Source organism: Microbacterium sp. BDGP8 (genome assembly GCF_029991045.1).
Classification (GTDB): Bacteria; Actinomycetota; Actinomycetes; order Actinomycetales; family Microbacteriaceae; genus Microbacterium; species Microbacterium plantarum.
In genome coordinates, this window is sequence record NZ_CP120712.1 from 592015 (window position 1) to 618177 (window position 26163).

Annotated in this window: 22 protein-coding genes; 14 read left to right on the plus strand and 8 right to left on the minus strand. The window is 70.9% G+C overall.

Features of this window, described 5'->3' with window-relative positions; genetic code table 11:
* Positions 1–16: 16 nt before the first annotated feature.
* The 6 genes from P6897_RS02800 to P6897_RS02825 all read right to left on the minus strand — a co-directional run bounded on the left by P6897_RS02800 (position 17) and on the right by P6897_RS02825 (position 6769).
* Positions 17–1378, minus strand: coding sequence for an aldehyde dehydrogenase (NADP(+)) (locus tag P6897_RS02800; RefSeq protein WP_282502026.1), 1362 nt, complete (start codon positions 1376–1378; stop codon positions 17–19).
* On the minus strand, positions 1375–2496 hold the full coding sequence (locus tag P6897_RS02805; protein ID WP_274178329.1) for a mandelate racemase/muconate lactonizing enzyme family protein: 1122 nt from the start codon (positions 2494–2496) through the stop codon (positions 1375–1377). The genes P6897_RS02800 and P6897_RS02805 overlap by 4 nt, the downstream gene beginning before the upstream one ends.
* Complete coding sequence (locus P6897_RS02810) at positions 2493–3392, minus strand: 5-dehydro-4-deoxyglucarate dehydratase (protein WP_274178330.1); 900 nt, start codon at positions 3390–3392, stop codon at positions 2493–2495. Before P6897_RS02810 ends, P6897_RS02805 begins: the two co-directional genes overlap by 4 nt.
* On the minus strand, positions 3389–4324 hold the full coding sequence (locus P6897_RS02815; protein WP_282502027.1) for an NAD(P)-dependent oxidoreductase: 936 nt from the start codon (positions 4322–4324) through the stop codon (positions 3389–3391). The genes P6897_RS02810 and P6897_RS02815 overlap by 4 nt, the downstream gene beginning before the upstream one ends.
* Positions 4321–5655 carry a Gfo/Idh/MocA family oxidoreductase gene (locus P6897_RS02820; protein ID WP_112616363.1) on the minus strand — a complete coding sequence of 445 codons (1335 nt, stop codon included), beginning with the start codon at positions 5653–5655 and terminating at the stop codon, positions 4321–4323. Before P6897_RS02820 ends, P6897_RS02815 begins: the two co-directional genes overlap by 4 nt.
* 121 nt (positions 5656–5776) lie before the next feature.
* Positions 5777–6769 (minus strand): LacI family DNA-binding transcriptional regulator, encoded by a 993-nt coding sequence (locus P6897_RS02825; RefSeq protein WP_282502028.1) that lies wholly within the window; start codon positions 6767–6769, stop codon positions 5777–5779.
* A gap of 62 nt (positions 6770–6831) precedes the next feature.
* On the opposite strand from P6897_RS02825, the gene P6897_RS02830 reads away from it, so the two are divergent.
* The gene (locus P6897_RS02830) at positions 6832–7917 is read left to right on the plus strand and encodes a peptidase M24 (RefSeq protein ID WP_274178333.1); all 1086 of its coding nucleotides are present in this window, start codon (positions 6832–6834) and stop codon (positions 7915–7917) included.
* Between the two features lie 127 nt (positions 7918–8044).
* On the opposite strand, the gene P6897_RS02835 is transcribed toward P6897_RS02830, so the two are convergent.
* The gene (locus P6897_RS02835; RefSeq protein WP_282502029.1) at positions 8045–9505 is read right to left on the minus strand and encodes an HNH endonuclease signature motif containing protein; all 1461 of its coding nucleotides are present in this window, start codon (positions 9503–9505) and stop codon (positions 8045–8047) included.
* A gap of 141 nt (positions 9506–9646) precedes the next feature.
* Between P6897_RS02835 and P6897_RS02840 the strand changes: the two genes are divergently transcribed.
* Positions 9647–9916, plus strand: coding sequence for a hypothetical protein (locus tag P6897_RS02840; RefSeq protein WP_282502031.1), 270 nt, complete (start codon positions 9647–9649; stop codon positions 9914–9916).
* A gap of 10 nt (positions 9917–9926) precedes the next feature.
* On the opposite strand, the gene P6897_RS02845 is transcribed toward P6897_RS02840, so the two are convergent.
* Positions 9927–11885, minus strand: a complete 1959-nt coding sequence (locus P6897_RS02845; protein WP_282502032.1) for a DUF6807 family protein — start codon at positions 11883–11885, stop codon at positions 9927–9929.
* Between the two features lie 200 nt (positions 11886–12085).
* On the opposite strand from P6897_RS02845, the gene P6897_RS02850 reads away from it, so the two are divergent.
* The 12 genes from P6897_RS02850 (at position 12086) to P6897_RS02905 (ending at position 26156) form a co-directional block, all read left to right on the plus strand.
* Entirely contained in the window at positions 12086–12823 is a 738-nt protein-coding gene (locus tag P6897_RS02850) for a hypothetical protein (RefSeq protein WP_274178336.1), read from the plus strand.
* 50 nt (positions 12824–12873) lie between these two features.
* Complete coding sequence (locus P6897_RS02855) at positions 12874–14640, plus strand: ABC transporter ATP-binding protein (protein WP_282502033.1); 1767 nt, start codon at positions 12874–12876, stop codon at positions 14638–14640.
* A gap of 103 nt (positions 14641–14743) precedes the next feature.
* The gene (locus tag P6897_RS02860; protein WP_282502034.1) at positions 14744–15697 is read left to right on the plus strand and encodes a hypothetical protein; all 954 of its coding nucleotides are present in this window, start codon (positions 14744–14746) and stop codon (positions 15695–15697) included.
* A 183-nt stretch (positions 15698–15880) separates the two neighbouring features.
* Complete coding sequence (locus tag P6897_RS02865; RefSeq protein ID WP_274178338.1) at positions 15881–17179, plus strand: extracellular solute-binding protein; 1299 nt, start codon at positions 15881–15883, stop codon at positions 17177–17179.
* Between the two features lie 71 nt (positions 17180–17250).
* A complete protein-coding gene (locus P6897_RS02870) occupies positions 17251–18243 on the plus strand; it encodes a sugar ABC transporter permease (RefSeq protein WP_112616385.1) in 993 nt (330 codons plus the stop codon).
* Positions 18240–19166, plus strand: coding sequence for a carbohydrate ABC transporter permease (locus P6897_RS02875; protein WP_120263486.1), 927 nt, complete (start codon positions 18240–18242; stop codon positions 19164–19166). Before P6897_RS02870 ends, P6897_RS02875 begins: the two co-directional genes overlap by 4 nt.
* A gap of 2 nt (positions 19167–19168) precedes the next feature.
* Entirely contained in the window at positions 19169–19837 is a 669-nt protein-coding gene (locus P6897_RS02880) for a hypothetical protein (protein WP_274178339.1), read from the plus strand.
* 40 nt (positions 19838–19877) lie between these two features.
* Positions 19878–21158 (plus strand): ABC transporter substrate-binding protein, encoded by a 1281-nt coding sequence (locus P6897_RS02885; protein WP_274178340.1) that lies wholly within the window; start codon positions 19878–19880, stop codon positions 21156–21158.
* A 66-nt stretch (positions 21159–21224) separates the two neighbouring features.
* Positions 21225–22748, plus strand: a complete 1524-nt coding sequence (locus P6897_RS02890) for an alpha-N-arabinofuranosidase (protein WP_282502036.1) — start codon at positions 21225–21227, stop codon at positions 22746–22748.
* Positions 22749–22934: 186 nt separating this feature from the next.
* Positions 22935–24059 (plus strand): Gfo/Idh/MocA family oxidoreductase, encoded by a 1125-nt coding sequence (locus tag P6897_RS02895; RefSeq protein WP_269267530.1) that lies wholly within the window; start codon positions 22935–22937, stop codon positions 24057–24059.
* Positions 24060–24069: 10 nt separating this feature from the next.
* Positions 24070–25272 carry a dihydrodipicolinate synthase family protein gene (locus tag P6897_RS02900; protein WP_274178342.1) on the plus strand — a complete coding sequence of 401 codons (1203 nt, stop codon included), beginning with the start codon at positions 24070–24072 and terminating at the stop codon, positions 25270–25272.
* Positions 25269–26156: a sugar phosphate isomerase/epimerase gene (locus tag P6897_RS02905; protein WP_274178343.1), complete on the plus strand. Its 888-nt coding sequence runs from the start codon at positions 25269–25271 to the stop codon at positions 26154–26156. Before P6897_RS02900 ends, P6897_RS02905 begins: the two co-directional genes overlap by 4 nt.
* The last annotated feature ends 7 nt before the right edge of the window (positions 26157–26163 follow it).

The following is a 26163-nucleotide window of genomic DNA, read 5'->3' on the forward strand; positions in this document are numbered from 1 at the left end:
CGCCGGCATCCGGCCGTTACGGCAGCACGAGCACGCCGTTGCGTCGGTGCGGAGTTCTCTCCAGCGACTCGTCACGCAGTTCGCGCGGCAGCAGCGCGGCCGGCGCGTCCTGGAAGACGAGCGGCCGGAGAAATCGGCGGATGGCGGTGGCCCCGACGGAGGTGTGCAGCGAGGTCGTCGCAGGCCAGGGCCCGCCGTGGTGCTGCGACCAGGTCACCGCGACGCCGGTCGGCCAGCCCGCGAACAGCACGCGTCCGGCGCGCTCCTGCAGGAGCGCGAGGGTCGCGCTCTCGTCGGCGTACTCAACGAGGAGGGTGACAGGGCCGAAGCACTCCTCGAGCAGGACCTCCGGACGGGCGGCGACCGCGGACGCGTCCGACACGAGGACGACGGGTCGCGCGCCGTCGCCCGGGACGCCTTCTGCCGCCACCCGCACCGACGCGTCGGCCTCGAGCGCGGCGATCCCTGCCGGGAAGGCCTCGGTGATGCGGTCGGTCAGCAGCGGGCCGCCGGTCGCGCCGTGGGCGGCGGCGGCGACGGACTCGACGAATCCGCTGCCCCGGGGAACGAAGACGACGCCGGGCTTGGTGCAGAACTGACCCGCCCCCAGGGTGAACGATGTCACGAGTCCGCGGGCGAGCTCGTCGCCGCGGGCCTCGGCCGCCGCGGGCGTCACGACCACGGGATTCACGCTGCCCAGCTCGCCGTAGAAGGGGATCGGGTCCGGTCGCCCGGAAGCGAGGTCGAACAGGGCGCGGCCGCCCGACACCGAGCCGGTGAAGCCCGCCGCCCGAACGAGGGGATGCTGCACGAGGGCGTTGCCCGCCTCGCGACCTTCGACGAGTGCGAAGGAGCCTTCCGGCGCTCCGGCGCCGTCGAGCGCGGCGACGGCGATCTCGGCCGTGCGGCGAGAGAGCTCCGGGTGCCCGGAATGCGCCTTGACGATCACCGGGTTGCCGGCGGCGAGAGCGGACGCCGTGTCGCCGCCGCACACCGAGAACGCGAAGGGGAAGTTCGAGGCGGAGAACACCGCGACGGGTCCGACGCCCACCAGCAGGCGACGCAGCTCGGGCTGGGGCGGCGTCGCCGCGGCATCGGCCTCGTCGATCGTGATCTCTCGGAACGAGCCCTCCGTCACGACGTCGGCGAAGAGTCCCAGCTGTCCCGTGGTGCGGGCGACTTCGCCGCGCAGGCGCGCCTCGCCGAGTCGCGTCTCGCGATCGGCGATCGCGACGAGCTCGTCAGCAGCGCCGTCGAGGGCGTCGGCGAGAGCGCGCAGCCAGGTGGCGCGCGTCGCGGCATCCGAATCGCGCCAGATCGGGGCTGCGGCGGACGCCGCGGCGGCCAGCTCGTCGATGCGATCAGGGGTGGTGGTCATCGGTGTTCCTCGCGGTCGTCAGTGGTGAAGTGTCCGTCGGTGAAGCGCAGGCCCAGGCCGAGGTGGTCGGTCTCGCGGAGCCGTCCGTCGCGGATCACGACGGGGGAGGGGCCGCGGAGGGCGCCCAGCTCGGCGAAGCCGGCATCCTCCACGTCCTCGACCCAGGGTTCGGCCGCGCCGCCGGGGAGGGTCAGTGCGAGCTGGCCCGACAGCTCGGGCAGCAGATGCGGGTGCAGCTCGGCGCCGGCGTCCTCGGCGATCGCGGCGATGCGTTGCAGCGGCGTGATCCCCCCGACGCGCACGATGTTGGGCTGGACGATCTGCGCGGCGCCGCGTCGCAGCACCTCGGCGAAGCGGTACGCGGTGTGCAGGTTCTCGCCCACGGCGATCGGAATGCGCGGTCCGCCGCCGAGGCGCCGTGCGAGCTCGGCGTGTCCGTCGAGGTCGTCGGCGCGCAGGGGCTCCTCGATCCAGTCGGGTCGGACCTCGGCGAGGACCTCGAGCGACCGCGTCGCGCGGGCCAGGTCCCAGCGCTGGTTCGCGTCGATCATCAGGCCCCGGTCCGGGCCCAGCACCGAGCGGACGGCGCGAAGGCGGTCGAGGTCCTCCGCGACGTCGGGCTTGCCGACCTTGACCTTGACGGCGGTGAACCCGCGCGTGACCCACCGCTCGACCTGAGCGACGAGCTCATCGAGTGAGTAGTGGAGGTTCACGCCGCTGCCGTACACGCGGGCGCTCTCGCGGCGCCGTCCGATCAGCGTCGAGACCGACGAGCCGGCCGCGCGAGCCGCGGCATCCCAGAGCGCCAGGTCGAGGCCCGCGAGGGCGATCGTCGTCACGCCACCACCGCCCGCCTCGTGCAGGTGCTCCCAGAGGCCCTGCCATGCGCCGCCCGGCTCGGCGGAACGTCCGACGGCGGCCGGTGCGATGTCGTGTCGCAGCAGGGCGAGCACAGCCTCCGCCCCGATCTGCGGGGTCCACGAGAAGCCCCACCCCTCGGCGCCGTCACTGCGCTGCACGTGCGTCGCGATGACGCCGACCGAGGTGACGTCGGCGGCCCACGGGCGGGTGAGCGGGACCCGGATCAGGCGCGCTGCGAGCGCGGCGATCGTCGTCACAGCAGGGCGCGCCCGGCATCGAGGATCGCCGCCAGGCGGCGTTCCTGGTCGGCGGTGGGGTCGACGAGCGGGGCGCGAACCCCGCCGACGGCCTGCCCGCTCAGGCGCAGGCCCGCCTTGATGAGCGAGACGCCGAACCCGGGCGTCTCGTCGCGGAGCGCGACAAGAGGTGTGTAGAACGCGTCGAGCAGTGCCAGGCGACGCTCCTCGTCGTGCTCGACGTAGGCCCGGTAGTACGCGTTCGCGACCTCGGGCGCCATGGCGAAGGCTGCGGACGAATACAGCGGCACGCCGATGCCGCGATATGCGGCCTGAGTGAGCTCGGCGGTGAGGAGCCCGTTGAAGAACGCGAAGTCGTCGCGGCCGGCGTCGGCGATCACGCGGACGATGAGCTGCGTCGTGCCGATGTCGCCGGTGCCGTCCTTGAATCCGACGATCCGCGGGTTGTCGGCGAGACGGCGCATCGACTCGCGCGTGAACTGCGCGTTGGCGCGGTGGTAGACGATCACCGGCAGGTCGGATGCCGCGGCGATCGCCTCGACGTAGGCGACGAGTCCTTCCTGCGGCCCGCCGACGAGGTAGGGCGGCAGGGCGAGCAGGGCATCGGCCCCGGCGTCGGCCGCCGCGCGAGCCGTCTCGAGCGCGTGGCCGAGCGGACCCCCGGTCCCGGCGACGACGGGCACGGCGCCCGCGACGCTCGAGACGGCAGTGCGGACGACCGCGGCCGCTTCGGCGGTCGAGAGCGCGTGGAACTCGCCCGTGCCGCACGCGGGGAAGACGCCGCCGGCTCCTTCCTCGACACCGCGGCTCACGTGCGAGGCGAGCAGCTCGTGGTCGACGGCGCCGGAGGCGTCGAACGGGGTGACGGGGAAGAAGAGGATGCCGTCGAAGTTCATACCGGCACGTCCTTTCGGGTGTCGGTGCGGGAGGGTTCTTCGGTCAGGGCGTCGCGCCACGAGTAGCGGGGCGCCCAGTCCAGCAGGCGACGCGCCTTCGCGTTCGAGAACGCGGGCGCCGTGCCGGTGAGGACGGCGGAAGCCTCCTCCGTGCCGGGGTGGAAGCGGGGGATGAGCTCGGCGAGCGGGCGGCGGGCGAGGGCGTCGTCGGCTCCGACGAAGAAGGTCTCGGCGTTCGGGATCGTGGGCAGAGCGGACAGGAGAGCGTCGGCGAAGGAGGCGACGTCGCGCGCGTCGACGTAGTTGAACAGCGCGGGAGCGGCGAGGCTCGGATCGTCGAGGCGCTCGCGAACGGTGTGGCCCTGCTGCGTGGGGGCTCCGCGCCACTCCTCGGGTGCGATCACGTAACACGGGCGGAAGGCGGCGAAGCGTACGGCGTCGCCGGTCTGTCGGTGCAGCATCCGCAACGTTTGCTCGATCACGAGCTTCGACAGGGCGTAGCTGTTCCACGGCCGTGGCGGCGTGTCCTCATCGAGCGGGAAGCGGTCGGGCACCCAGCCGCGCGGCGCCCCGTAGCCCAGCACGGTGGGGCTGGAAGCGGCGACGATCCGCGGGATCCCTGCGGTCACGGCACCGCCGAGCACCGAGACGGCCAGGGCCGCATTCGTGCGCATGATGACGTCTTCGGGGGCGCTGAAGGGGACGGCGATCGCGGCCAGGTGGATGACGGCGGTCGCCCGCTGCGCGCGGAGCGCCGCGGCGGTGGCCTCGGCGTCGAGCAGGTCGATGGCGAGTTGGTCGGCGCCCTGCAGCTCGGGGGCGTCCGAGACCGTCCGATCGAAGGAGACCACCCGATGCCCCGCGGCGACGAGGCCGCCGACGAGGCTGCGACCGAGGCGGCCGGAGCCGCCGGTGACGACGACCCGGCTCATCGCCGACCGTCGAGCAGTCGGATGCGGAGCTCGGAGGTGTGCACGGGAAGACCCGACGCCAGCGACAGGTTGCCCGCGATGCCCACCGCGATCGAGCGGACGCCGTCGGCCCAGCCGGCGGGTCGAGCCAGCGGGTCATCGCCAGGGCCGACGAAGACGTCGGCGAGCAGCAGCTCGTCTCCGCCGCCGTGGCCGCCCTCGCCCGCCTCGATCGGGATCTCGACGGCGTCCTCCCAGTGGCGCTGGACGATCAGCCGTTCGCCCTGCGGGCGGAGGGAGGCGGGGCCGGCGGAGTCGACGGCCGAGGGGTCGAGCACCGGGTGCAGACCCTCGTCCTCGAGGACGGCGCCGCGCTCGACCACCTCGAGCTCGGCGCGGCCCTCGGTGCCGTTGACGGCGACGCGGTAGCCCTCCCACGGGGCGTGGGCGTTCAGCGAATACGACATCGTCGCCCCGCCGGCGTAGTCGACGACGAGCGCGAGGTTGTCCTCGATGGTGATGCCCTCGCCGAACACGTCGCGATCGCGAAGGTAGCCGTCGTGGCTCTCCGCTTCGAGGTAGAGCGCGCGCAGGCGTTCGTCGTCGCGGAGGTCGAGCTCGAACGGGTCGTGGCGGCCGTCGTGCGTGCCGCGCTGCGGCCGCTCGCCGAGATCGCGGGCCCGGGCGTTCTCCGCCCCGTAGAACCGCAGGCCGCCCGAGGCGAACACGCGGCGCGGCTCGTCGCGGATCCACCAGTTGACGAGGTCGAAGTGATGACTCGCCTTGTGGACGAGGAGGCCGCCCGAGTGCTCCTTCTCGCGGTGCCAGCGGCGGAAGTAGTCGGCGCCGTGCTTCGTGTCGAGCATCCACGAGAAGTCGATCGAGGTCACCCGCCCGATGCGGCCGTCCTGGATCACCTGGCGGAGGGCGCTGTTGCGCGGCGAGTAGCGGTAGTTGAAGGTCAGCACGACCGATCGACCGGTGCGCTCGACGGCGTCCTCGATCGCCGCCGCGCTCGGCGCGTCGATCGTCAGGGGCTTCTCGACCACCACGTCCGCGCCGGCATCGAGCGAGCGCACGATGAGGGATGCGTGCAGGTCGTCACGCGCGGTGATGATGACGCGTTCGGCGCGAGAATCGCGGATCATCTGCTCGAGGTCGTCCGGCGACCACAGCGTCGGGGCGGGCACGCCGCGCTCGACCAGCTGATCGCGGTAGTGCTCGGCGCGTACCGGGTTCGGCTCGCAGATCGCGACGAGCTCCGCCCGATCGGCGTGGGTCCCGGTGATGGCGTCGACGTACATCTGGGCGCGGTGTCCCGCGCCCACCAGGGCGTACCGCGTGCGGGTCATGGCTCTCCTTCGTGCCAAGAGCTGAGAGGCCGCCTATGTGGGAAAGCGCTCTCAGGAAACGTTTTCTCAGCCTAGCACGAGCCCTCCTCCGGACGCGAGGCTCAGGCCGAAGGTGCGCGGCTCAGGCCGCGGGAGCGCCGGTGCTGCCGCGGACGATGACGTCGGGCGAGACCGTCACGGCGGGCTCGGGCGTGCGGCCCGTCAGCAGGTCGTGCAGCGCCGACCACGCTCGCGCGCCGAGCTCGCCCATCGGCACGGCGGCGGTCGTGAGTGCGGGGGAGGTGTACCGCGCGAAGGGGATGTCGTCGAACCCCGCGATCGAGAGTCGGCCGGGCACCGGAATGCCGCGTTCGGTCGCCGCGCTCAGCAGCCCCATCGCCGACAGATCGTTGAATGCCAGCACCCCCGTCGCCCCTGACGCGAGAACATCGTCGAGAGCGCCGGCGCCGCTGGAGAAGTCGACCCCGGCGGGGATCTCGGCGATCTCGCAGTCCGCCAGCTCGCGTCGCGCGTCTTCGAGTGCAGACAGTCGCTGCCCGCTCGAGGCGCTGCGCGCCGCGCCGGCGAGGTACGCGAATCGGCGGTGTCCCTGCGCGTAGAGGTGGTCGATGATGGCGCGCAGAGGCGTGCGATAGTCGGCCGCCACGCTCGGAGCGTCGCCCGTGCGGTTGACCAGGACCACGGGGGCGACGTCGGCGACGACGTCGGCGAGCTGGTCGTCGCTCATGCGTGGCGCGCACAGGATCAGTCCGTCCGAGCGCCGCCGCGACTCCAGCGCGAGCAGGCGCTCCTCGTCGACGTTCTCGTCGGAGTCTGCGATGAGCACGTGGTAGCCGTCGGCGACCGCGGCCCGGCTGAGGCCGCGCAGCATCCCCTGGAAGGTGGGGTTCGCCAGGTCGGGCACGACGACCGAGATGGTCTGAGTGCGGCCGAGCACGAGGCTGCGCGCGAGCGGATTCGCCGAGTAGCCGAGCTGCGCTGCCGAAGCGCGCACCCGCTCGGCGAGAGCCGGATCGACGGTGGCGTTGCCGTTCATGACGCGCGAGACGGTGGCGAGTGAGACGCCGGCGTGCGCGGCGACGTCGGTGATCGTGGTCTGCTTCGCTCCGGCCATCGTTCCCCCGCCCTTCGTCCGGCCATACTATGCGAGGAAACGTTTTATGACAGGAGACGACGATGTCTGCGATCACGACCGCGACGACGGAGCGCGACGTCAAGCGCCGTCGCCTGGCATCCGTTCGTGAGGATGCCGGCGCCGATGCGCTCGTGCTCTCGTCGCATGAGGCGCTCTCGTGGTACCTCGGCGGCGTTCGGACGCACGTCTCGCTCGCGGGTCCGCCCGTGCTGGCCATCCGCGTCGCTGAGGGCGGCGACACGCTCTTCGTCTCGGCGAACGAGGCCGACCGGCTGATCGCGGAGGAGCTCGCGCCGGACGACGCCGCACGCGTCGCCCGGGTCCCGTGGTACGAATCGGTCGTCGCGCACGCCCTGTCCGGTGGTTCCGGCGGGCCCTCCGAGGGGCGGGGTGATCTCGCCGTCGGCGAGTCGGAGGTCGGCCCCCAGCTGCGGGCGGCGCGCGCCGAGCTGGTGCCGGAGGAAGTCGGTCGTTATCGGGCTCTCGGCCGTGCCGTGGCCGAGGTGTTGACGGATGTCGCCGCGGAACTGTCTCCCCTCACATCCGAGCGTGCCGCAGCTGCTCGGCTGGCTGCCGGGCTCGTGGCGCGCGGCATCGACCCGCTCGTGGTGCTGGTGGCGGGAGAGCCGCGGCTGCCCCACCGGCATCCCCTCCCCACGGACTCTCCGCTCGGTGCCCGGGCGATGCTCGTCGTGTGCGGACGTCGGCACGGGCTCATCGCCAACGCGACCCGGTGGGTGGGTGCGGCCGGTGGCGACGATGGACGGATCCTCGCGGTGGAGGCGGCGTTCTTCGCGGCGACTCGGCCCGGCGCCCACCTGGACGAAGTGTTCGCTGCGGGGTGTCGAGGCTACGCCGATGCGGGGTTCGATCCGGACGAGTGGGAACGCCACCATCAGGGAGGCCCGACCGGATACGCGGGGCGCGACCCGCGGGCGACCGCCGAGACGCGCGACCTCGTGCGGTCGCCGCACGCGTTCGCCTGGAATCCGAGCGCGCCCGGCGCGAAGGTCGAAGACACCGTCATCGTCACGGACGTCGGCGTCGAGGTGCTCACGGTCGACCCGAGGTGGCCTACGACCACGGTCGGCGGAATCGCCCGGCCCGTCGCGCGCCCGTTCTTCTGAAGCGCGCCGTGCCGACCTGTGCTCCGCTCGAACCTGAGCGTGGGTTCGCGCGTGCGCATGTGCGCGTGTGTCGTTCGCGCAGGCGCGGAGAGGCCTCCGCACGGGGTGCGGCAAGGGGATGAACACGTCAGAACGGCGGCTCTGACCCGAGGAAGGTGTGGAATCGCCGCTCTCGCCGCTGTGCCGGGGACAAAGCGCCGGGCGATCGTCCATCGTCCCGCCTACCCGGTGGCCGATCGGTCGTGACGGCGACCGTGAACGCGACGAATGGTGGTGGTGCGTCTTCGCGGTAGATCCGTCCGGTCGGTGAGCTCCACACCAGCTTCCCGCCGGGGAGTTGTCGGACGTGCCATCGGGTGTGGTGTTTGACGTCGTGGTGTCTCTTGCAGAGGTGGGCGAGGTTACGCACGTGCGTCTGCCCGTCGTCGGATGCGGCGATGGTGTGGTCGAGTTCGCAGCGGATGGCGGGTTGCCGGCATCCGGGGAATCGGCAGTGCCGGTCCCGCGCGCGCAGCAGCCGGATCATGGCGGCGGTGGGCCGGTAGCTGTCGCATTCGAGGACGGTGCCGGTGACCGGGTGGGTCAGCAGCCGGTCCCAGGAGGTCGCGTTGCCCGCGAGCTCTCGCGCGGTGGCCGCGTCGATGGGCGAGCGCCCCGCCAGACCGGCAGGCCCGTCGTCTTGCCCGATGAGGGTGAGGGCGGACACGGCGACCTGCACGTGCGCCCGGATCTTGCCGAGGGTTCCGTCGCCGTCACCGGTCGCGGTGGGGTCGAGGGCGGGCGCGCCGGCGAGGAGGAGGTCGCTGAACATGTCGGCGCGGACCTGGTCGATGGTTCGCACATCGTCGTTGAACGTCGACCCGTCGCAAAGGGTCGTATCGGCGTCGGTTATGCCGCCGTTCGCGTCGGTTCGAGCACCGTCCGGCATGGCACCGGCGGCATCGGCGTGCGCGCGCGCGTTGATGATCTCGCGCGCCTGTCGGGTGAGCCGGTCGTCGACGATTCCGTCGGCGATGACGGTCGGGAGCGTCGCGATCAGGTCGGACATCCCGTCCGGCCCGGCCTGCACCCGCACGCACCGCCCCGCCGCGGCCTCCGCGTGTCGTTCGGTGAACGAGCGCGGGTGCGTCCGCTCGGCCAGCATCCGCAGCGCGTCCCGCACGCGGTTCGGGGTCTCGCCCTCGCACCGCTCGATCGCGACCCGCTCGAACTCAGCCCGTTCGGCCGCGGGGACGAGGCATCCGATCTCCTGGATCACCCGCACGTGCCCCCGGACGATGCGTCCGTCCTCCCAGGCGGCCATCGTCACCGGATAGTTCTCGACCAGGTCTCGGGCCTCGTCGATCCGGCGTTGCAACGTCCGGTCGGTCGCCACGAACACCCCGGCCAGCTCGGCGGCGATGCCACGTAACGCCATCTCCCGGGCCTTCACGCGCTCGGACGCGCCAGCCGCCTGCCCCTCGGCCAGAACCCCGGCCGCGGCGAGCACCCGAACCTCCCGAACCTGCACGGCCCGTGCGGCATCCGAAACCCGCTCAGCATCCGCAACGAGAACGGCGAGCGCGTCGACGTCGCCGTCGCTGCCCATCCCACCGCCCGGCCGCCGAGCCCGCCATTCGAATGCATGTTCGAATACTGTCACGAACCTCCGACATCACCCCGCGGCTCTCCACAGCCCCCATCCCACGCCCCGCGCCGCATCGCCATCGCGACTCGGGATGATGGAGCCATGCCTCGATACCTTGTCGTCGACGCGGACCTGGCGGGTTTCGCGCAATATCAGCAGCTTGAGGCGGATGCCGATGGGCTCTGGTGGGTCGTGCGGCAGATCGATGAGCACCCCGCGGGTGCCCGGCGATACGGCGCCGGTGCGGTCGTCGTCGACGATTGGGGGATGCTCTCCGATCAGCCCTCGACCGCGTCGGAACTCGACGACGATGAGCTCACGACGCCCATCACCGCCGACGAGTTCGAGCGCCGCTGGAACGACGCGTGCTGACGCCTTCGGGTCAGGCGAGGAGCGCCGCGACCTCCGCGTCGGTCAGCCGGCCGTCGGCGACGAGGAGCCGATAGGCGCGCCGTACTGGAGCGCCCGGGGATGCCGCGACCGCGCGGTCCCAGGCCAGCGCGGCTCCGATGCCGGGATAGTCCGCGACCCGGACGAACCACGGATCGCCGGCAGACGACTCGTCTGCCGCAGCGAGTGCGACGGTCGCCTCCGCAGCAGCGCCGCCGGTCGGCCCGGCGAAGGACGCCGACCATGCGACCCACGGCGCGACCGTTCCGTGCACCGCCTCCTCGCCACGGGTCGAGGGCGTGCGCACGTCGACGTCGCTGCAGGCGGGCAAGCGCCAGCTCAGTCCGCCGTAGCCGCCTCCACTGCGCCCGTTGCTGCCAGGCCCCCCGAGCATCACGGTGCGGTCGGTCGCCGGCGACAGCTCGAACGACAGCTCGATGACAGCGGCGCGCTCGTCGCGATGGATCAGCCGCACCTCGCGGCGCTCGCGCATGACGACGCTGCCGTCGGGGCCGATCCAGCGCAGATCGAGAACCGCGCCGTCGGCGATCCGCTCGACGCCGGCGATCTCGATGCGCCCGTGATCGTCGCGCCAGATGTAGTCCTCGCCCGGGGTGTAGGTGCGACCACCCCAGAAGTTCGTGCCGTCGACATCCTGCAGGGCGACGCTGACACCGAGGTGCCAGTCGTGGTCGGCGGGATGGTGGTCGGTCACGGTCACGCCGCCGGGGGTGCGGAGCGGATGCAGGTACGGGCGCGGGCTCGACGACCGCGCGGTGCCAGCGCCGTCGACGAGCTCCGCCAGGGGCGAGCCGTCGCCCGGCAGGGTCAGCACGATGTCGCGAGCCGTGCGCCGAGCCCAGGGAAGGTGCAGCTCGGCGAAGGTCGCCTCGGCGTCGACGGCGCGGACCACGGCGTCTTCGATGCCGTCCACGATGAGCCGCCGGGCGGGGCCCTCGCCGCGCGCAGTGACGAACGCGGGGTCGATCTCGTGCGGCGCGGTGCGTCCCACGGCATCGATGACCGCGACGAACGCGCCCGAGGCTGACAGGGGCGACAGCAGCGCGACACCCTCGTCGCGATGATCGAGGAGGTTCTCGAGCAGGTCGTCACGCTCGAAGCGTTCGCTGCGCCCGTCGACCTCGACGATGTCCTCCGTGTAGAAGAAGCGTGCCGAGCGGCGGCGGCCATGCACCTCGACGTACGGGTCGACCTGCTCGTCGGCGCACAGCGTCAGCCCCGCGGTGACGCGGATGCCGCGCGTCGTCGACACGCGCAGCAGGCTCGTGTCGTCGCCCTCGATGGCGTTGGCGCGGTAGAGATCGGCGGTGACCTGCGTGATGTCGGCGACGGCTGTCGTGCCGGCGATCGCGAGAGCGGTGGCGGTCGCGTGGGCGAGCGGGTTGGTCGTGACCCCGTCGACGACGGCGACACCGTCGAGTTCGCGGCGCCCGGCCCAGCGGCTGCGCTCCCAGTACGCGCGGTCGCGCGCCCAGAGTCCCACGGCTCCGATCGCGCGGACCGGGCCCAGGTCGAACTGGTCGTCGGCGAAGGCTCGAAGCGCCCGCGACCCGAGGCTCTGGAAGCCCACCTGCACCCGCGCGCCCGACCGCGCGGCGGCGTCCTCGAGCACGCGCAGGTCGGCGAGGGTCAGCACCGGCGGCTTCTCGAGGTACAGGTCGATACCGCGGTCCACGACGGTGCGCGCGAGCTCGAGGTGGGTATGCAGCGGCGTGGCGACGATGACGACATCGACGTCGTCGGTCGCGGCGAGCAGGGTCGGCAGGTCGGGGAAGACGCGGGTGTGTTCCGGCAGGGTGCCCGGTGCCGGCGGGCGGGGGTCGGCCGCCGCGACGAGCCGCACGCGATCGCCCAGACGGCGGAGATTGTCGAGGTGCACGGTTCCGTAGCCGTGGACGCCGACGAGGGCGATGGTGGTGGTGCGTGGCATCCGATTCTCCTGACGTCGCTCCCATCATGCCAGCAAGCGCTTTCCCATGGGTCTCGCGACGCGCGCTGACGTCTTCGGGTGGGAGCGGTGAAGCGACACCCTACGGCAGGCGCCACCGGCCGTCGATGGGGAGCGCTGCCCGCGACGGGCCCGGGTGCCAGGCATTAGCGTCGAGGCACATCGATCCGAGGAGAACCGCCATGGCATCACCCGCATCCCGCACCCCGCGCACGCGACTGAACGCCGGGCTCGTCGTCGCGGCCCTCGGCCTGGCGGCGCTGACGGGCTGCACGCCGGCGGGTGGACCGAGCGGAGCGGCCTCGAGCGCTGCGCCCGAGACCACCGCGGCGTCGCCCTCGGCGTCGGCGCCCGCTGCGGCATCCGGTGCGCTCGACCGCACCGAGCTCGCCGACCTGTTCAGCGGCATCCAGTTCCGCCCCGCCCAGTACGACACGATCGCCGCGATGCTCGAGTCGATCTATCCCGGGTTGACGGTCTCGGACGCCGGGTGCCTCGCTCCCTTCGGCGCCGGGTGGGAATCGGCCGGCGATGCTGTCGAATGGGGCACGAGCAACGACCGATCGATGACGGCGGTCGTGGCCTCCGCGGTCGACGACGCAGCCGCCGAGGCGCTGGTGGCTCAGGCTGAGGATGCCATCGCAGGCTGCGCGGACGGGCAGGAGCTGTTCGCCATGCAGGGGGTGCCGGTCACGACCTCGGTCGAGCCGTTCGATCTCGCCGTCAGCGGCGCGGACGATGTCCGGGGGTGGCGGGTGACCGGCGACGTGGGCGGCTCTCCGTTCGCGCTCGTCGGCGCGACGGTCCGCACGGGTCAGAACGTCCTCGCGCTCGTGGGCTGGGATCCCGAGACGAGCGCGGACTATGTGCCGCAGGCGACGCAGCTCTTCGTCGACCGCATCGCGCAGGCGGCCGGCTGATTCGCGCCGAGGGGGTGTGCACGGTCGCGACGGGCGCCTAGCATGGTCGCGTGGCACGGAAACCGCTTTCCCATCCCGCGGACCTGATCGACGGCGCTCATCCGGCGCGATCCGTCCTGCGGCTGCTCGCCCGTCGCCCGGGGCGCATGAGCGTCGCCGTCGGCGCTTTCGCGCTGAAGGAGATCCCGATGTGGTTCCTCCCGGTGATCACCGCGGCGATCATCGACATCGTCGCGGGCGGGGGTGAGGTCTCGGCGGTCATCGGCTGGTTCCTGCTGGCCGCGGCCCTGCTGCTGCAGAACTACCCGAACCACATCCTCTACACGCGCAGCTTCATGACCGTCGTGCGCGACACCGGGGCCGACCTGCGCAACGCGCTCGCCGCGCGGCTGCAGAGCCTGTCGATCGGATACCACTCGCGGGTGAGCTCCTCGATCGTGCAGACCAAGGTGGTGCGCGATGTCGAGAACGTCGAGCTCATGCTGCAGCAGGTCACGCATCCGCTGCTGTCGGCGACGATGGTGATGATCGGCGCCCTCACCATGACCGCGATCGCGGTGCCCCAGTTCCTGCCGGTCTACGCGCTCGCCGTACCGATCGCGATCGGCATCCGGTACGGCATGCGCAACCGCTCGCGCGAGCGCAACGCGGTCTTCCGCCGCGAGGTCGAGGTGTTCTCGGCACGCGTGGGTGAGATGGCCTCGCTCATCCCGGTCACCCGCGCCCACGGCCTCGAGGAGACGGCCGTCACGCGCGTCTCGCGCGGCGCCGAGGGAGTGCGACGCGCGGGTCTTCACCTCGACATGCTCAACGGTCACGTCGCCTCGATCTCGTGGGTGGCGATGCAGCTGCTCGGCGTCGGATGCCTCGTGCTCGCCGCGATCTTCTCGCTCACCGGCATCCTGCCGATATCGCCCGGCGAGGTCGTGCTGCTCTCGACCTACTTCACGCTGCTCACGCAGGGGCTCACCCAGCTCCTCATGCTGATCCCGGTCGGAGCGCGCGGGCTCGAGTCGGTGCGCTCCATCGCCGAGGTGCTGCAGGAACCCGACCTCGAGCAGAACGAGGGCAAGCGCCGCGTGGATCGCGTCGTCGGCGACATCCGGCTCGAGGGTGCCAGCCATCGGTACGCGGGGGCGAGCGACGACGCGCTGCACGAGATCGATCTGCACATCCCCGCGGGTCGTACCTACGCGTTCGTCGGCTCGTCCGGATCGGGAAAGTCCACGCTGCTGAACCTCGTCCTCGGGTTCGTTCGCGCGACGAGCGGGCGGCTGACGATCGACGGGGCCGACGTGCAGGAGCTCGACCTGCGGACCGTGCGCCGCGCGGTGTCGGTCGTGCCGCAGGAGTCGGTGCTTTTCGAGGGCACGATCCGCGAGAACGTCGCCTACGGGCTGCCCGACGTCTCCGACGAGCGCATCGAGCGGGCGCTGCGCGACGCCAACGCGTGGGAGTTCGTCAGCGACCAGCCGGCCGGGTGGGACACCGTGGTCGGCGAGCGGGGCGCGCGCCTGTCGGGAGGGCAGCGGCAGCGGCTCGCGATCGCGCGGGCGCTGGTGCGCAATCCCCGCATCCTGCTGCTGGATGAGGCGACCTCGGCGCTCGATCCCGAGTCGGAGGAGCTCGTGAAGGACGCGCTCGCGCGGCTCATGGCCGGCCGCACGACCCTCGTGGTCGCTCACCGGCTGTCGACGATTCGGCGTGCCGACCGCATCATCGTGCTCGAGCGCGGGCGGATCGTCGAGCAGGGCTCGCACGACGACCTGCTGGCCGCCGCCGGCCGCTACGCCCACCTCCACGCCACCCAGTCCTGACCCTCCCCCCTCACCCCTCCGTCGACTCGCCAGAAGGTGCGGATGCCGGTGCCCCCGGATCTGCATTTCATGGCGAGTCGACGGGTATAAGACAGGAGAACTCATGCTCAGGGAGATCTATCGCGACCCGGTGTACGACGGGGCGACCGATCCGGTGGTCGTCATCGAGCCGGGCGACGGCGGATGGTGGATGTTCTACACGCAGCGGCGGGCGACGCATCCCGACCCGGGGCCGGGCGTCTCCTGGGTGCACGGCTCGCGCATCGGGGTGGCGCGCTCGCGAGACGGCGTCGATTGGCAGTACGCGGGCACCCTCGAACCGGATGCCGGCGGGCTCGAACTGACCGCCGGGCAGCCTCCGGCCGACGTCGACCGCACCCACTGGGCCCCCGAGGTCGTCTTCGACGGCACCGGATGGCGGATGTATCTGACCGAGATCGACGGTGTGCCCGATCGCTGGCCGGGTCATGCCCGCACGATCGTCGCCTACCGCTCGACCGACCTCGTGTCGTGGCACCGGCTCGGACCGCTCGATCTCGCGAGCGACCGCGTCATCGACGCCGGTGTGGCCCGCGGTCCCGACGAGAAGTGGCGGCTTTGGTACAAGGATGAAGCCGCCGATTCCGTCACCCGCGTAGCGGTGTCGGAGGACCTCGAGTCGTGGAGTGACGGCGGGGTCGCGATCGGCGGACGCCCGCACGAGGGGCCGAGCGTCTTCGAGCTCGGCGGCCGCTGGTGGATGATCGTCGACGAGTGGCGGGGGATGGGTGTCTTCGTCTCGGACGACACCGTCCACTGGGTGCGCCAAGGCGGTCCCGACGACATCGTCCTCGGCGCGGGGGCCGTGCCCGGCCGAGGGTTCGGGCACCACGGCGCCCCCGTTCGCGACGACGACTCCCTCTGGTACTACTTCTTCGCACAGCCGGCCACGACCCCGGATGCCGGTGGCGACGGGGCCGGTGCGTACGACGTCGAGGCCCGCCGGTGCGCCGTCTACCGAGTGCGGCTGCGTGTCGACGCGGGTCGGTTGGTGTGCGAGGCTGAGTCGACGCACTGAGACCGGTAACAGTCGCGAGATCACGGGTCGGAATCGGTTGACCCGACTTCCTTGCGAAACGTTTCATCGCGTAGTACCGTTGCCGGCAAGCGCTTTCCCAACCATCGGAGGCGCGCACCTGCACACACGGACAATGGACGTTCGCGCGCACCGAGACGACGACGTTCGGCAGAGAGGACAACGATGTTCAACAGAAAGCGGGCACTGGCCACGGTCGCCATCGCGACAGGCGCCGCGCTCACCCTGGCGGGCTGCGCCGGCGGAGAGACCCCGGCCGCGGATGCCACATTCGACCCGGATGAGAAGGTCACCCTGAACCTGGCGTTCTGGGGCAACGACGTTCGCGCACAGCTCTACAACGAGGCGATCGCCGCGTTCAACGAGGAGTACCCGAACATCACGGTCAACGCGACGTTCCTGACTTTCCCGGAGTTCTGGGAGAAGCGTCAGACGGAGGCCGCGGGCGGCGGGCTGCCGGATGTCATGCAGTTCGACTACTCGTACCTGCGCCAGTACTCCGAGAACAACCTCCTGCTCGACCTCGACCCCTACCTCGGCGAGATCATCGAGACCGATGCCCTGCCGCAGAACATCCTCGACATCGGTGTCGTCGGCGACACGACTTACGGCATCGCGACCTCGACGAACGCGTGGGGCATGTTCACCAACCCGAAGCTGCTCGAGCAGGCGGGCGTGGAGGACTTCGCCGGCGGCTCGTGGGACGACTACTCCGAGTGGATGGCGAGCGTCACGGACGCGTCGGGCGGCGCCTACTGGGGTGGCACCGACTACACCGGACGCATCCAGAACTTCGAGCTGCAGCTGCGAGCCGAGGGGTCGCAGCTGTTCGACGAGGACGGCGAGCCCGGGTTCGACGAGGAGCGGCTGACGCAGTTCTGGGAGGACGGCGCCGAGCTCCGCGAGAGCGGAGCCGTGATCGGCCAGCAGCGCCTCGAAGAGGCCCTGCCGCTCTCGGGCTTCGACGCCGCGCTGACGGCGAGCGAGCTCACGTGGGACAACTTCGGCGGCGGCTACCTGGGCAACCTGGGCGAGGGCTACACCGAGCTCGGTCTCGTCGCGCCGCCCGTGACGAAGGAGGGCGCGAAGGACCTCTACCTCAAGCCCTCGATGCTCCACACGATCTCGGCGAAGACCGAGCACCCCGCGGCCGCGGCGACGCTCGTCAACTTCCTCGTGAACTCGCCGCAGTCGGGTGAGATCTTCGGCACCAACCGTGGCCTTCCCGCCTCGCAGACCGCCCTCGACGCGGCCGACCTCGACCCGCTGAGCCAGCAGGTGAAGGAGTACGAGGAGTCGATCGCCGACCGCCTCGGCGACGCCCCGCCGGTCCCGATCGTCGGCTACGGCACGATCGAGGAGGAGTTCCGCAAGCTCGGCACCGAGCTCGCCTTCGGCACCATCACCGTGGATGAGGCCGTCGAACGCTTCTTCTCGCAGATGGACATCACCCTCAACGGATGACCCGATCCCGCGGGCCGGCGCACGGCGCCGGCCCGCGGGCCCCGCATCCTCCCCGCATCCTCAGGAGCATCGTGACCACTACCGCCACACGGGTGATCGTCACCAAGGACTCGTCGCGTCGCGGCCTGGTCCGGAAGCAGCGGCCCGAACATCTCGATCGCCCCGGCGCTCGCAAGCGCGCCGTCCGCGAGAACATCGCGGGCTACGGCTTCCTCCTGCCGTGGCTCGTCGGATTCTTCGGACTCACGCTCGTGCCGATGGCGTATTCGCTGTACCTGTCGTTCACGAGCTACAACATCTTCTCGCCGCCCAAGTGGGTCGGCATCGACAACTACATCCGACTCTTCACCAACGACCCGAGCTTCATGCAGTCGGCGCAGATCACCCTGATCTACGTGCTCGTGGGCACCCCGATCTCGCTCATCGCCGCACTTCTGATCGCGCTGCTGCTGAACTACCGCGACAAGGGCGCGGCCTTCTTCCGGTCGGCGTTCTACGCCCCGTCGCTCATCGGGGCGTCGGTCTCGGTCGCGATCGTGTGGCGCGCGATGTTCGCCACGGACGGTCCCGTCGACAACGGCCTGAACGTGTTCGGCATCGAGCTCGGCGGCTGGATCGGCAACCCCGGCCTCATCCTGCCGATGATGATCCTGCTCGCGGTCTGGCAGTTCGGTGCCACGATGGTCATCTTCCTCGCCGGCCTCAAGCAGATCCCGAAGGAGCTGTACGAGGCGGCCGAGATGGACGGAGCCAACGCCCTCCGCCGCTTCCGCGCGGTCACGGTGCCGATGCTCTCGCCCGTGATCTTCTTCAACCTGTTGCTCGGGCTCATCGGGGCGTTCCAGGTCTTCGGATCGGCCTACATCATCTCCAACGGCACCGGCGGCCCCGCCGGCATGACGAACTTCATCACGGTGTACCTCTACAAGACCGGATTCGCCGACGGACGCATGGGTTACGCCGCCGCGATCGCCTGGGTCCTCCTCGTCGTCGTCGCCATCATCGCCCTCATCCTCTTCCGCACCCAGAAGTCGTGGGTGCACTACTCGGGAGACAACCGATGACCACGTCACCCACCTCACCGCTGACGAGCGAGGCCATCTTCGCCGAGCAGCAGACCACGCCGATGCCGCCTGCCCGGCGCCGCGTAAAGCGCAAGACCTGGCAGACGATCATCTGGTTCGCCGTGCTGATCGTCATCACCGCGGTCGTGCTCTACCCGCTGGTCTGGCTGCTGCTGTCGACGTTCAAGCCCAACAGCGAGTTCGGCCAGAACATGGGCCTGCTGCCGAACGCGCCGACGATCGAGAACTACATCAAGGTCGCCGAGGGCATCGCGGGCGTCCCGATGTGGCGGTTCTTCGCCAACTCGCTGCTCATCGCCGGCGTCTCGGTGATCGGAACCGTGTTGTCGTCGGCTCTCGCGGCCTATGCCTTCGCCCGCCTGCAGTTCAAAGGGCTCGGCATCCTGTTCGCCGCGATGATCGGCACGCTGCTGCTGCCGTTCCACGTCGTGATCATCCCGCAGTACATCATCTTCAACAATCTCGGGATGGTGGACACGTACTGGCCGCTGCTGCTGCCGAAGTTCCTCGCGACCGAGGCGTTCTTCGTCTTCCTCCTCGTGCAGTTCATCCGGCAGATGCCCCGCGACATGGACGAGGCCGCGAAGATCGACGGCGCGGGACACCTCCGCATCTTCTGGTCGATCATCCTGCCCCTGATCAAGCCGGCGCTCATCACGTGCGCCATCTTCAGCTTCATCTGGGCGTGGAACGACTTCCTCGGCCCACTCCTCTACCTGACGAGCCCCGAGAACTACCCGCTGCCGATCGCGCTGCGCCTCTACAACGACCAGACCTCGTCGAGTGACTACGGCGCGACGGTGACGGCATCCTTCATCGCCCTGGTCCCGATCCTGCTGTTCTTCATCGTCTTCCAGAAGTTCCTGGTCGACGGCGTCGCCACCCAGGGTCTGAAGGGCTAGCGATGCCGACCGACGAGCGTCCCCGCACGCGGCGCGAGGAGCGCGCCGCGGTGCGGGCCGACCGCTCCGGCAGCGGACCGACACTCGAGGGCCGTCCGCAGCTGCGGCATCCCGGTGCGGCGGGGGCGTTCGCGCTGCTCGGCGAAGTGCTGCTGATCGGACTCCTCATCGGCGCCGTCTCGCTCGCCGTCGTCACTCTTCCGGTCGCGCTCGCGGCGGGGGTGCGGCATCTGCGCCGCTACGTCGCCGCCGACGACTCGCGGCTGTCGCTGTTCTGGGCGGATGTCCGCGCAGGGCTGCTGCCGGGGGCGGTCGTCGGTCTCGCGGCCCTGGTCGTGGCGCTCATCCTGCTGCTCGACATCGACCTGGCCCGATCGGGATTCCTCCCGGGCGGCGTCGTGATCGAAGCGGTCGGCTGGGCGGGCCTCGCCGCGCTCGCCGTCGCCCTCCTCACCGCGGCCGGCTCCTGGAGCCCCGAGCTCGGGTGGCGCGGAGCGGTCCGAGCGATCCCGGATGCCGCGCGCGGCGACGTCGTCGGAAGCCTCTACCTCCTCGCCACGGCGGCCTTCGTCGTGATCGTGACGTGGGCGCTGCCGCCCCTCTTCGTCGCCGGCATCGGCTGCGCCGCGCTCGCGGTCGTGGCGATCCCCGCCCGGCCCCGCCGCACCTGAGACCCGTCCCCCCGGGCCCGCTCCCGATGAAAGGACTCCCATGAAGGCACACCGCCTGCTCGCCACCGTCGGCATCGTCGCCGCCGGTGCGCTGGCACTGACCGGATGCGGCGGCGCGCAGACGCCTCCCGCAGCCGCATTCGACCCCGACGAGAAGGTCACGCTGACCTACGCGTTCTGGGGCAACGACGACCGGGCGAAGCGCTATGACGAGCTGATCGCGGCATTCAACGAGGAATACCCGAACATCACCGTCAACGTCAGCTTCACCGACTTCCCGAGCTACTGGGAGAAGCGGCAGACGGAGGCGGCGGGCGGGGGACTGCCGGATGTCTTCCAGTTCTCCGACAGCTACCTGCGTCAGTACGGCGAGTCGGGCAATCTGCTCGATCTCGCGGAGGTCGCCGACCAGATCGACATGACCACCTTCGACGACGGGCTCCTGGGCACCGGCGCGCTGGGCGGCACGCAGTACTCGCTGCCGACCGGGTACAGCCTGTGGGCGAACTTCGTCAACGACGACCTCGTCGCGCAGGCCGGGGTCGCGGCGCCCGAAGGGGGCACCGACTTCGCCGAGTTCGACGAATGGATGGCCGAGGTCACCGAGAAGACAGGAGGCGCCGTCTACGGAGGCACGGACTACACCCAGCGCATCCAGGCCTTCGAGCTGGTGCTCCGCGCAGACGGCGGCAACCTCTACACCGACGACGGCGAGCTCGGGTTCACCAAGGACCAGCTGCGCGAGTTCTGGGAGAGCGGCGCCGGCCTGCGCGACGGTGCGGCCGTGCCGCAGCAGCGGCTCGAAGAGCTGTCGCCCAAGTCGGGCTTCGGGGCCGCGCTGACCGCCAGCGAGATGAGCTGGAGCAACTTCCTCGGCGGCTACCTCGCCGACTCGGGCGCCTCGTCGATCTCGATCGTCGCACCGCCGACGGCGAAGGAGGGCTCGAAGGACCTCTACCGCCAGGCCGGCCTGCAGGTCGCGATCTCGGCCAAGACCGAGCACCCGCAGGCGGCCGCCCTGTTCCTCGACTTCGTCGTGAACTCCGAGGCCGCCGGTCAGGTCTTCGGGACGACGCTCGGCTTCCCCGCGTCGACCTCGAAACTCGCCGGCGCGACCCTCGAGGGCGCCGACAAGCAGGTCGCCGACTACATCGAGTCGGCCGCGGACCGCATCGGCGATGCGCCGCCGGTGCCGGTGGCCGGATACGGATCGCTCGAGCAGACGTTCTGGGAGCTCGGCAAGTCGCTCGGGCTCGGAACCACGTCGGTGGACCAGGCTGTCGACCAGTTCTTCTCCGAAGCCGAGGTCGTGCTCGGCTGAGGAAGACCGCCACGTCGGGGATGCCGCGCGCGGAAGCGCGGCATCCCCGCTGACCCAAGGAATGACATGACGCCGACGAACGCCGCCATCGACCCCCGTTTCGAGATCTCCCGCATCGATCGCCGTATCTTCGGCGGCTTCGTCGAGCATCTCGGCCGTCACATCTACGACGGCATCCACGAACCCGGTCATCCGTCCGCGGACGCCGACGGTTTCCGGTCGGATGTCGTCGAGCTCGTCCGCGAGCTCGGGGTGTCGACCATCCGCTATCCCGGCGGCAACTTCGTCTCGGGATACCGGTGGGAGGACGGTGTCGGGCCGCGCGAGGAGCGGCCGCGACGTCTCGACCTCGCCTGGCACTCCACGGAGACCAACGAGGTGGGCCTGCACGAGTTCGCGCGCTGGCTCGAGCTCGTGGGCAGCGATCTCATGCTCGCCGTCAATCTCGGAACGCGGGGCACGCAGGAGGCGATCGACCTGCTCGAGTACGTCAACGCCGACGCCGACACCGCGTGGACCCGAAAGCGCGTCGCGAACGGGCGGCGCGACCCGTTCGGTGTGCGGATGTGGTGTCTCGGCAACGAGATGGACGGCCCCTGGCAGCTGGGTCACCGCAACGCCGACGACTACGGCAAGCTCGCCTCGCGCACGGCCAAGGCGATGCGGATGCTCGACCCCGACGTCGAGCTCGTGGTCTGCGGCTCGTCGGGCAGCGGCATGCCGACGTTCGGATCGTGGGAGCGCACGGTGCTCGAGCACACGTTCGACGACGTCGACTTCATCTCGTGCCACTCCTACTACCAGGAGCGCTTCGGCGACGCGCGGGAGTTCCTCGCGTCGGGCGTCGACATGTCGCGTTTCATCGAGTCGGTGGTCGCCATCGCCGACGCGGTCGCGGCGACGAAGAAGAGCGACAAGCGCATCATGATCTCCTTCGACGAGTGGAACGTCTGGTACCTCCACAACGACGACGGCGGCCAGGACGACAAGCCGCGCGAGCCGGGCTGGCCGGTCGCGCCGCGGCTGCTCGAAGACCAGTACCACGCGTTGGATGCCGTCGTCTTCGGTGACCTGCTCATCACGCTCCTTCAGCACAGCGACCGCGTGCGGTCGGCATCTCTCGCGCAGCTCGTCAACGTCATCGCCCCGGTCATGACCGAGCCCGGCGGCCCGGCATGGCGACAGACGACGTTCTTCCCGTTCTCGCTCACGTCGCGCCTCGCGGGGGAGCGCGCGATCTCGGTCGCCGTCGAGTCCGGGACGTTCGAGAGCGAGCGCTTCGGTGCGGTGCCGAACGTCAACGCCGTCGCCACCGTGGACGACGACGGCGCGACACTGTTCGTCGTGAACCGTTCGACAACCGACGCGGAGGACCTGCGCATCGACGTGTCGGCTCTCGCGACCGATCCCGGTGCAGCGGTGTCGATCGTTGAATCGCACCTCCTCCACGACGACGACCGATATGCCGCGAACACGCTCGACGACCCCGACCGGGTCGGCGTGGTTCCGGTGCCCGGGATCGCGCTCGACGACGACGTTCTGTCGCTGTCGCTGCCCCCGATCTCGTGGGCGGCCATCCGCCTGGGCTGAGCCGCTCCGGCACCCCGCGAGCACAGGGTTGCGCCCGCGGGTGACAGCCATCTACAGTATGGGAAAGCGCTTACCACCCCACCGGTGAGCGGACGAAGCAAAGGAACGCCCGTGTCAGAGACGACCACCCTCAGCCCCGCGCCGGAGACGGCGACCGCCCCGCAGGTCCGCGAGATCGGCATCATCATGAACGGCGTCTCGGGCCGGATGGGCTACCGCCAGCACCTCGTCCGCTCGATCCTCGCGATCCGCGACCAGGGCGGCATCGAGCTTCCGGACGGGACCAAGGTCACGGTCAAGCCGCTCCTCGTCGGTCGCAGCGAGGCGAAGCTCGCCGACCTCGCCGCCAAGCACGGCATCGAGGACTACACGACCGACCTCGACGCCGCTCTCGCCGACCCGCGCTGGGAGATCTACGCCGACTTCCTCGTCACGAAGGCCCGCGCGTCGGCGCTGCGCAAGGCGATCGCCGCCGGCAAGACGATCTACACCGAGAAGCCCACCGCAGAGTCGGTCGACGAGGCGCTCGAACTCGCGAAGCTCGCCGCCGAGGCGGGGGTGAAGACCGGTGTCGTGCACGACAAGCTCTACCTCCCGGGCCTGCAGAAGCTGAAGCGCCTCATCGACTCGGGCTTCTTCGGCCGCATCCTCTCGGTGCGCGGCGAGTTCGGCTACTGGGTGTTCGAGGGCGACTGGCAGCCCGCGCAGCGCCCGAGCTGGAACTACCGCGCCGAAGACGGCGGCGGCATCATCGTCGACATGTTCCCGCACTGGAACTACGTGCTCGAGAACCTCTTCGGCGACGTCAAGACCGTCTACGCCCAGGCCGCCGTGCACATCGCCGACCGCTGGGACGAGAAGGGCGAGCACTACACCGCCACGGCCGAGGATGCCGCCTACGGCGTCTTCGAGCTCGAGGGCGGGGTCGTCGCGCAGATCAACTCGTCGTGGACCGTGCGCGTCAACCGCGACGAGCTCGTCGAGTTCCACGTCGACGGCACGCACGGCTCCGCCGTCGTGGGGCTGTTCGGTGCGAAGATCCAGCCCCGCAACGCGACCCCCAAGCCGGTGTGGAACCCCGACCTCGAGGACACGCACGACTACGACGCCGACTGGCAGAACGTGCCCACCAACGACGTCTTCCTCAATGGCTTCCGTCAGCAGTGGGAGGAGTTCCTCACCTCGTACGTGACCGAGACCCCGTACGAGTTCGACCTCCTCGCAGGGGCCCGCGGAGTGCAGCTCGCCGAGGCGGGCCTGCAGTCGAGCCGCGAGGGCCGCAAGGTCGAGCTTCCGGCGCTGAGCATCTGAGCGCCGCACGATGACCGACCTCACCCTCCTCGGCGCCGACGGCGCCCTCACCTCCGTCCCGCTGAACGACGCGCCTGGCTTCGCCCGGCCGACGAGCGCGCTGCGCAGCCGGGTCGCCTACGCGGCGGCCCATGTCGTTCCCGTCGTCTCGGCCGACAACACCCCGGGCCAGCCGGCGCAGATCGACTGGGACGCGACCCTCGGCTTCCGCCGCGCCGTGTACTCCTGGGGTCTCGGCGTGGCCGACGCCATGGACACCGCGCAGCGGAACATGGGGCTCGACGCCGCCGCGACGCGCGAGCTCATCGCTCGCTCCGCCGAGGTCGCGCGCGAGGAGGGGGGCTCGGTCGTCGTCGGCGTCAACACCGATCACGTCGACGACGAGCACATCTCGCTCGATCAGGTCATCGACGCCTACAAGAGCCAGCTCGCGTTCACGGAGGACCAGGGTGCGGGTCCGGTGCTCATGGCGTCGCGGCACCTCGCCCGTGCGGCGTCATCGGCCGACGACTACCGCCGGGTGTACCGCGAGGTGCTCGCCGCGGCATCCGGTCCCGTCGTCCTGCACTGGCTCGGCACCGCCTTCGACCCGATCCTCGCGGGCTACTTCGGCTCGCCCGATTGGCGCGCGGCATCGGACGTCCTCGTCGAGATCATCGGCGAGAACGCCGACAGGGTCGCGGGCGTGAAGATGAGCCTGCTCGACGCCGCGTCCGAGGTGTCGGTGCGCGAGCGGCTGCCCGAGGGCGTGCGCATGTTCACCGGCGACGACTTCAACTACGTCGGCCTCATCGGCGGCGCAGACGTGCCCCAGGCGACCCAGCCCGAGCGCGACCTCGCCTCGCCGCGGCAGCACTCCGACGCGCTGCTCGGCGCCTTTGCGGCGATCACTCCGGTCGCCTCCGCCGCCATCCAGGCTCTGGACGCCGGGGATGCCGACCGGTATCTCGCGATCCTCGGACCGACGGAGGAGCTCAGCCGGCAGATCTTCGCGGCACCGACGTTCTACTACAAGACCGGCGTCGCGTTCCTGTCGTGGCTCAACGGCCATCAGGCTGCGTTCCAGATGGTCGGCGGACTGCACTCGGCGCGCAGCCTGCCGCACCTCTCGCGGATCGTCGAGCTCGCGAACGCGTCGTACGCGCTCGAACAGCCGGAACTGACCGCGGACCGCTGGCACGCGATGCTGCGCCTGAACGGAGTCCGGGCATGAGCGTCGTCGACCCGCGCCTGTCGATCAACCAGGCCACGATCAAGTACGCCGACCTCGCGACCGCGCTGCGGGTCACCGCGGATGCCGGAATCGAGGCGATCGGACTGTGGCGCGAGCCCGTGCAGGAGGTCGGTCTCGCCACCGCCGCCGCCATGCTGACGGACTCGGGCCTGCGGTTCACCACGCACTGCCGGGCGGGCTTCTTCACGATGCCGGAGGGTCCCGCCCGGCGCTCCTCGATCGATGACAACCGGGTCGCGATCGATGAGGCCGCCGCGCTCGCCGCCGCCGGTGCGCCCGGCTCCACCGCGATCCTCGTGCTGGTCGCCGGCGGACTGCCCGAGGGGTCGCGCGACATCGTCGGCGCGCGGGAGCGGGTGCGCGACGCGATCGGCGAGCTCGCCCCCCACGCGAAGGCGGCGGGGGTGACGCTGGCGATCGAGCCGCTGCATCCGATGTTCGCCTCCGACCGCTGCGTCGTCTCCACGCTCGGCCAGGCCCTCGACATCGCGGCCGACTTCGAGCCCGAGGTCGTCGGCGCCACGGTCGACACGTTCCACATCTTCTGGGACCCCGACGTCCTGCCCGCCATCGATCGGGCCGGGCGCGAGGGGCGCATCGCGACCTACCAGGTGTGCGACTGGCGAACGCCGCTGCCCGCGGACGTCCTGCTCAGCCGCCACTATCCGGGCGACGGGGTCATCGACTTCGCATCGCTGACCCGGGCCGTCGAGGCGACGGGGTACGACCGCGACATCGAGGTGGAGATCTTCAACGCCGACATCTGGGCCGCCGATCCCGCCGAGGTCGTGCGCCGCACCGCCGAGGCGTTCGGTGCCGCTGTGACGCCGCACCTCTCGGGCGCGCGCACCCCCACCGCATAGACTCGGC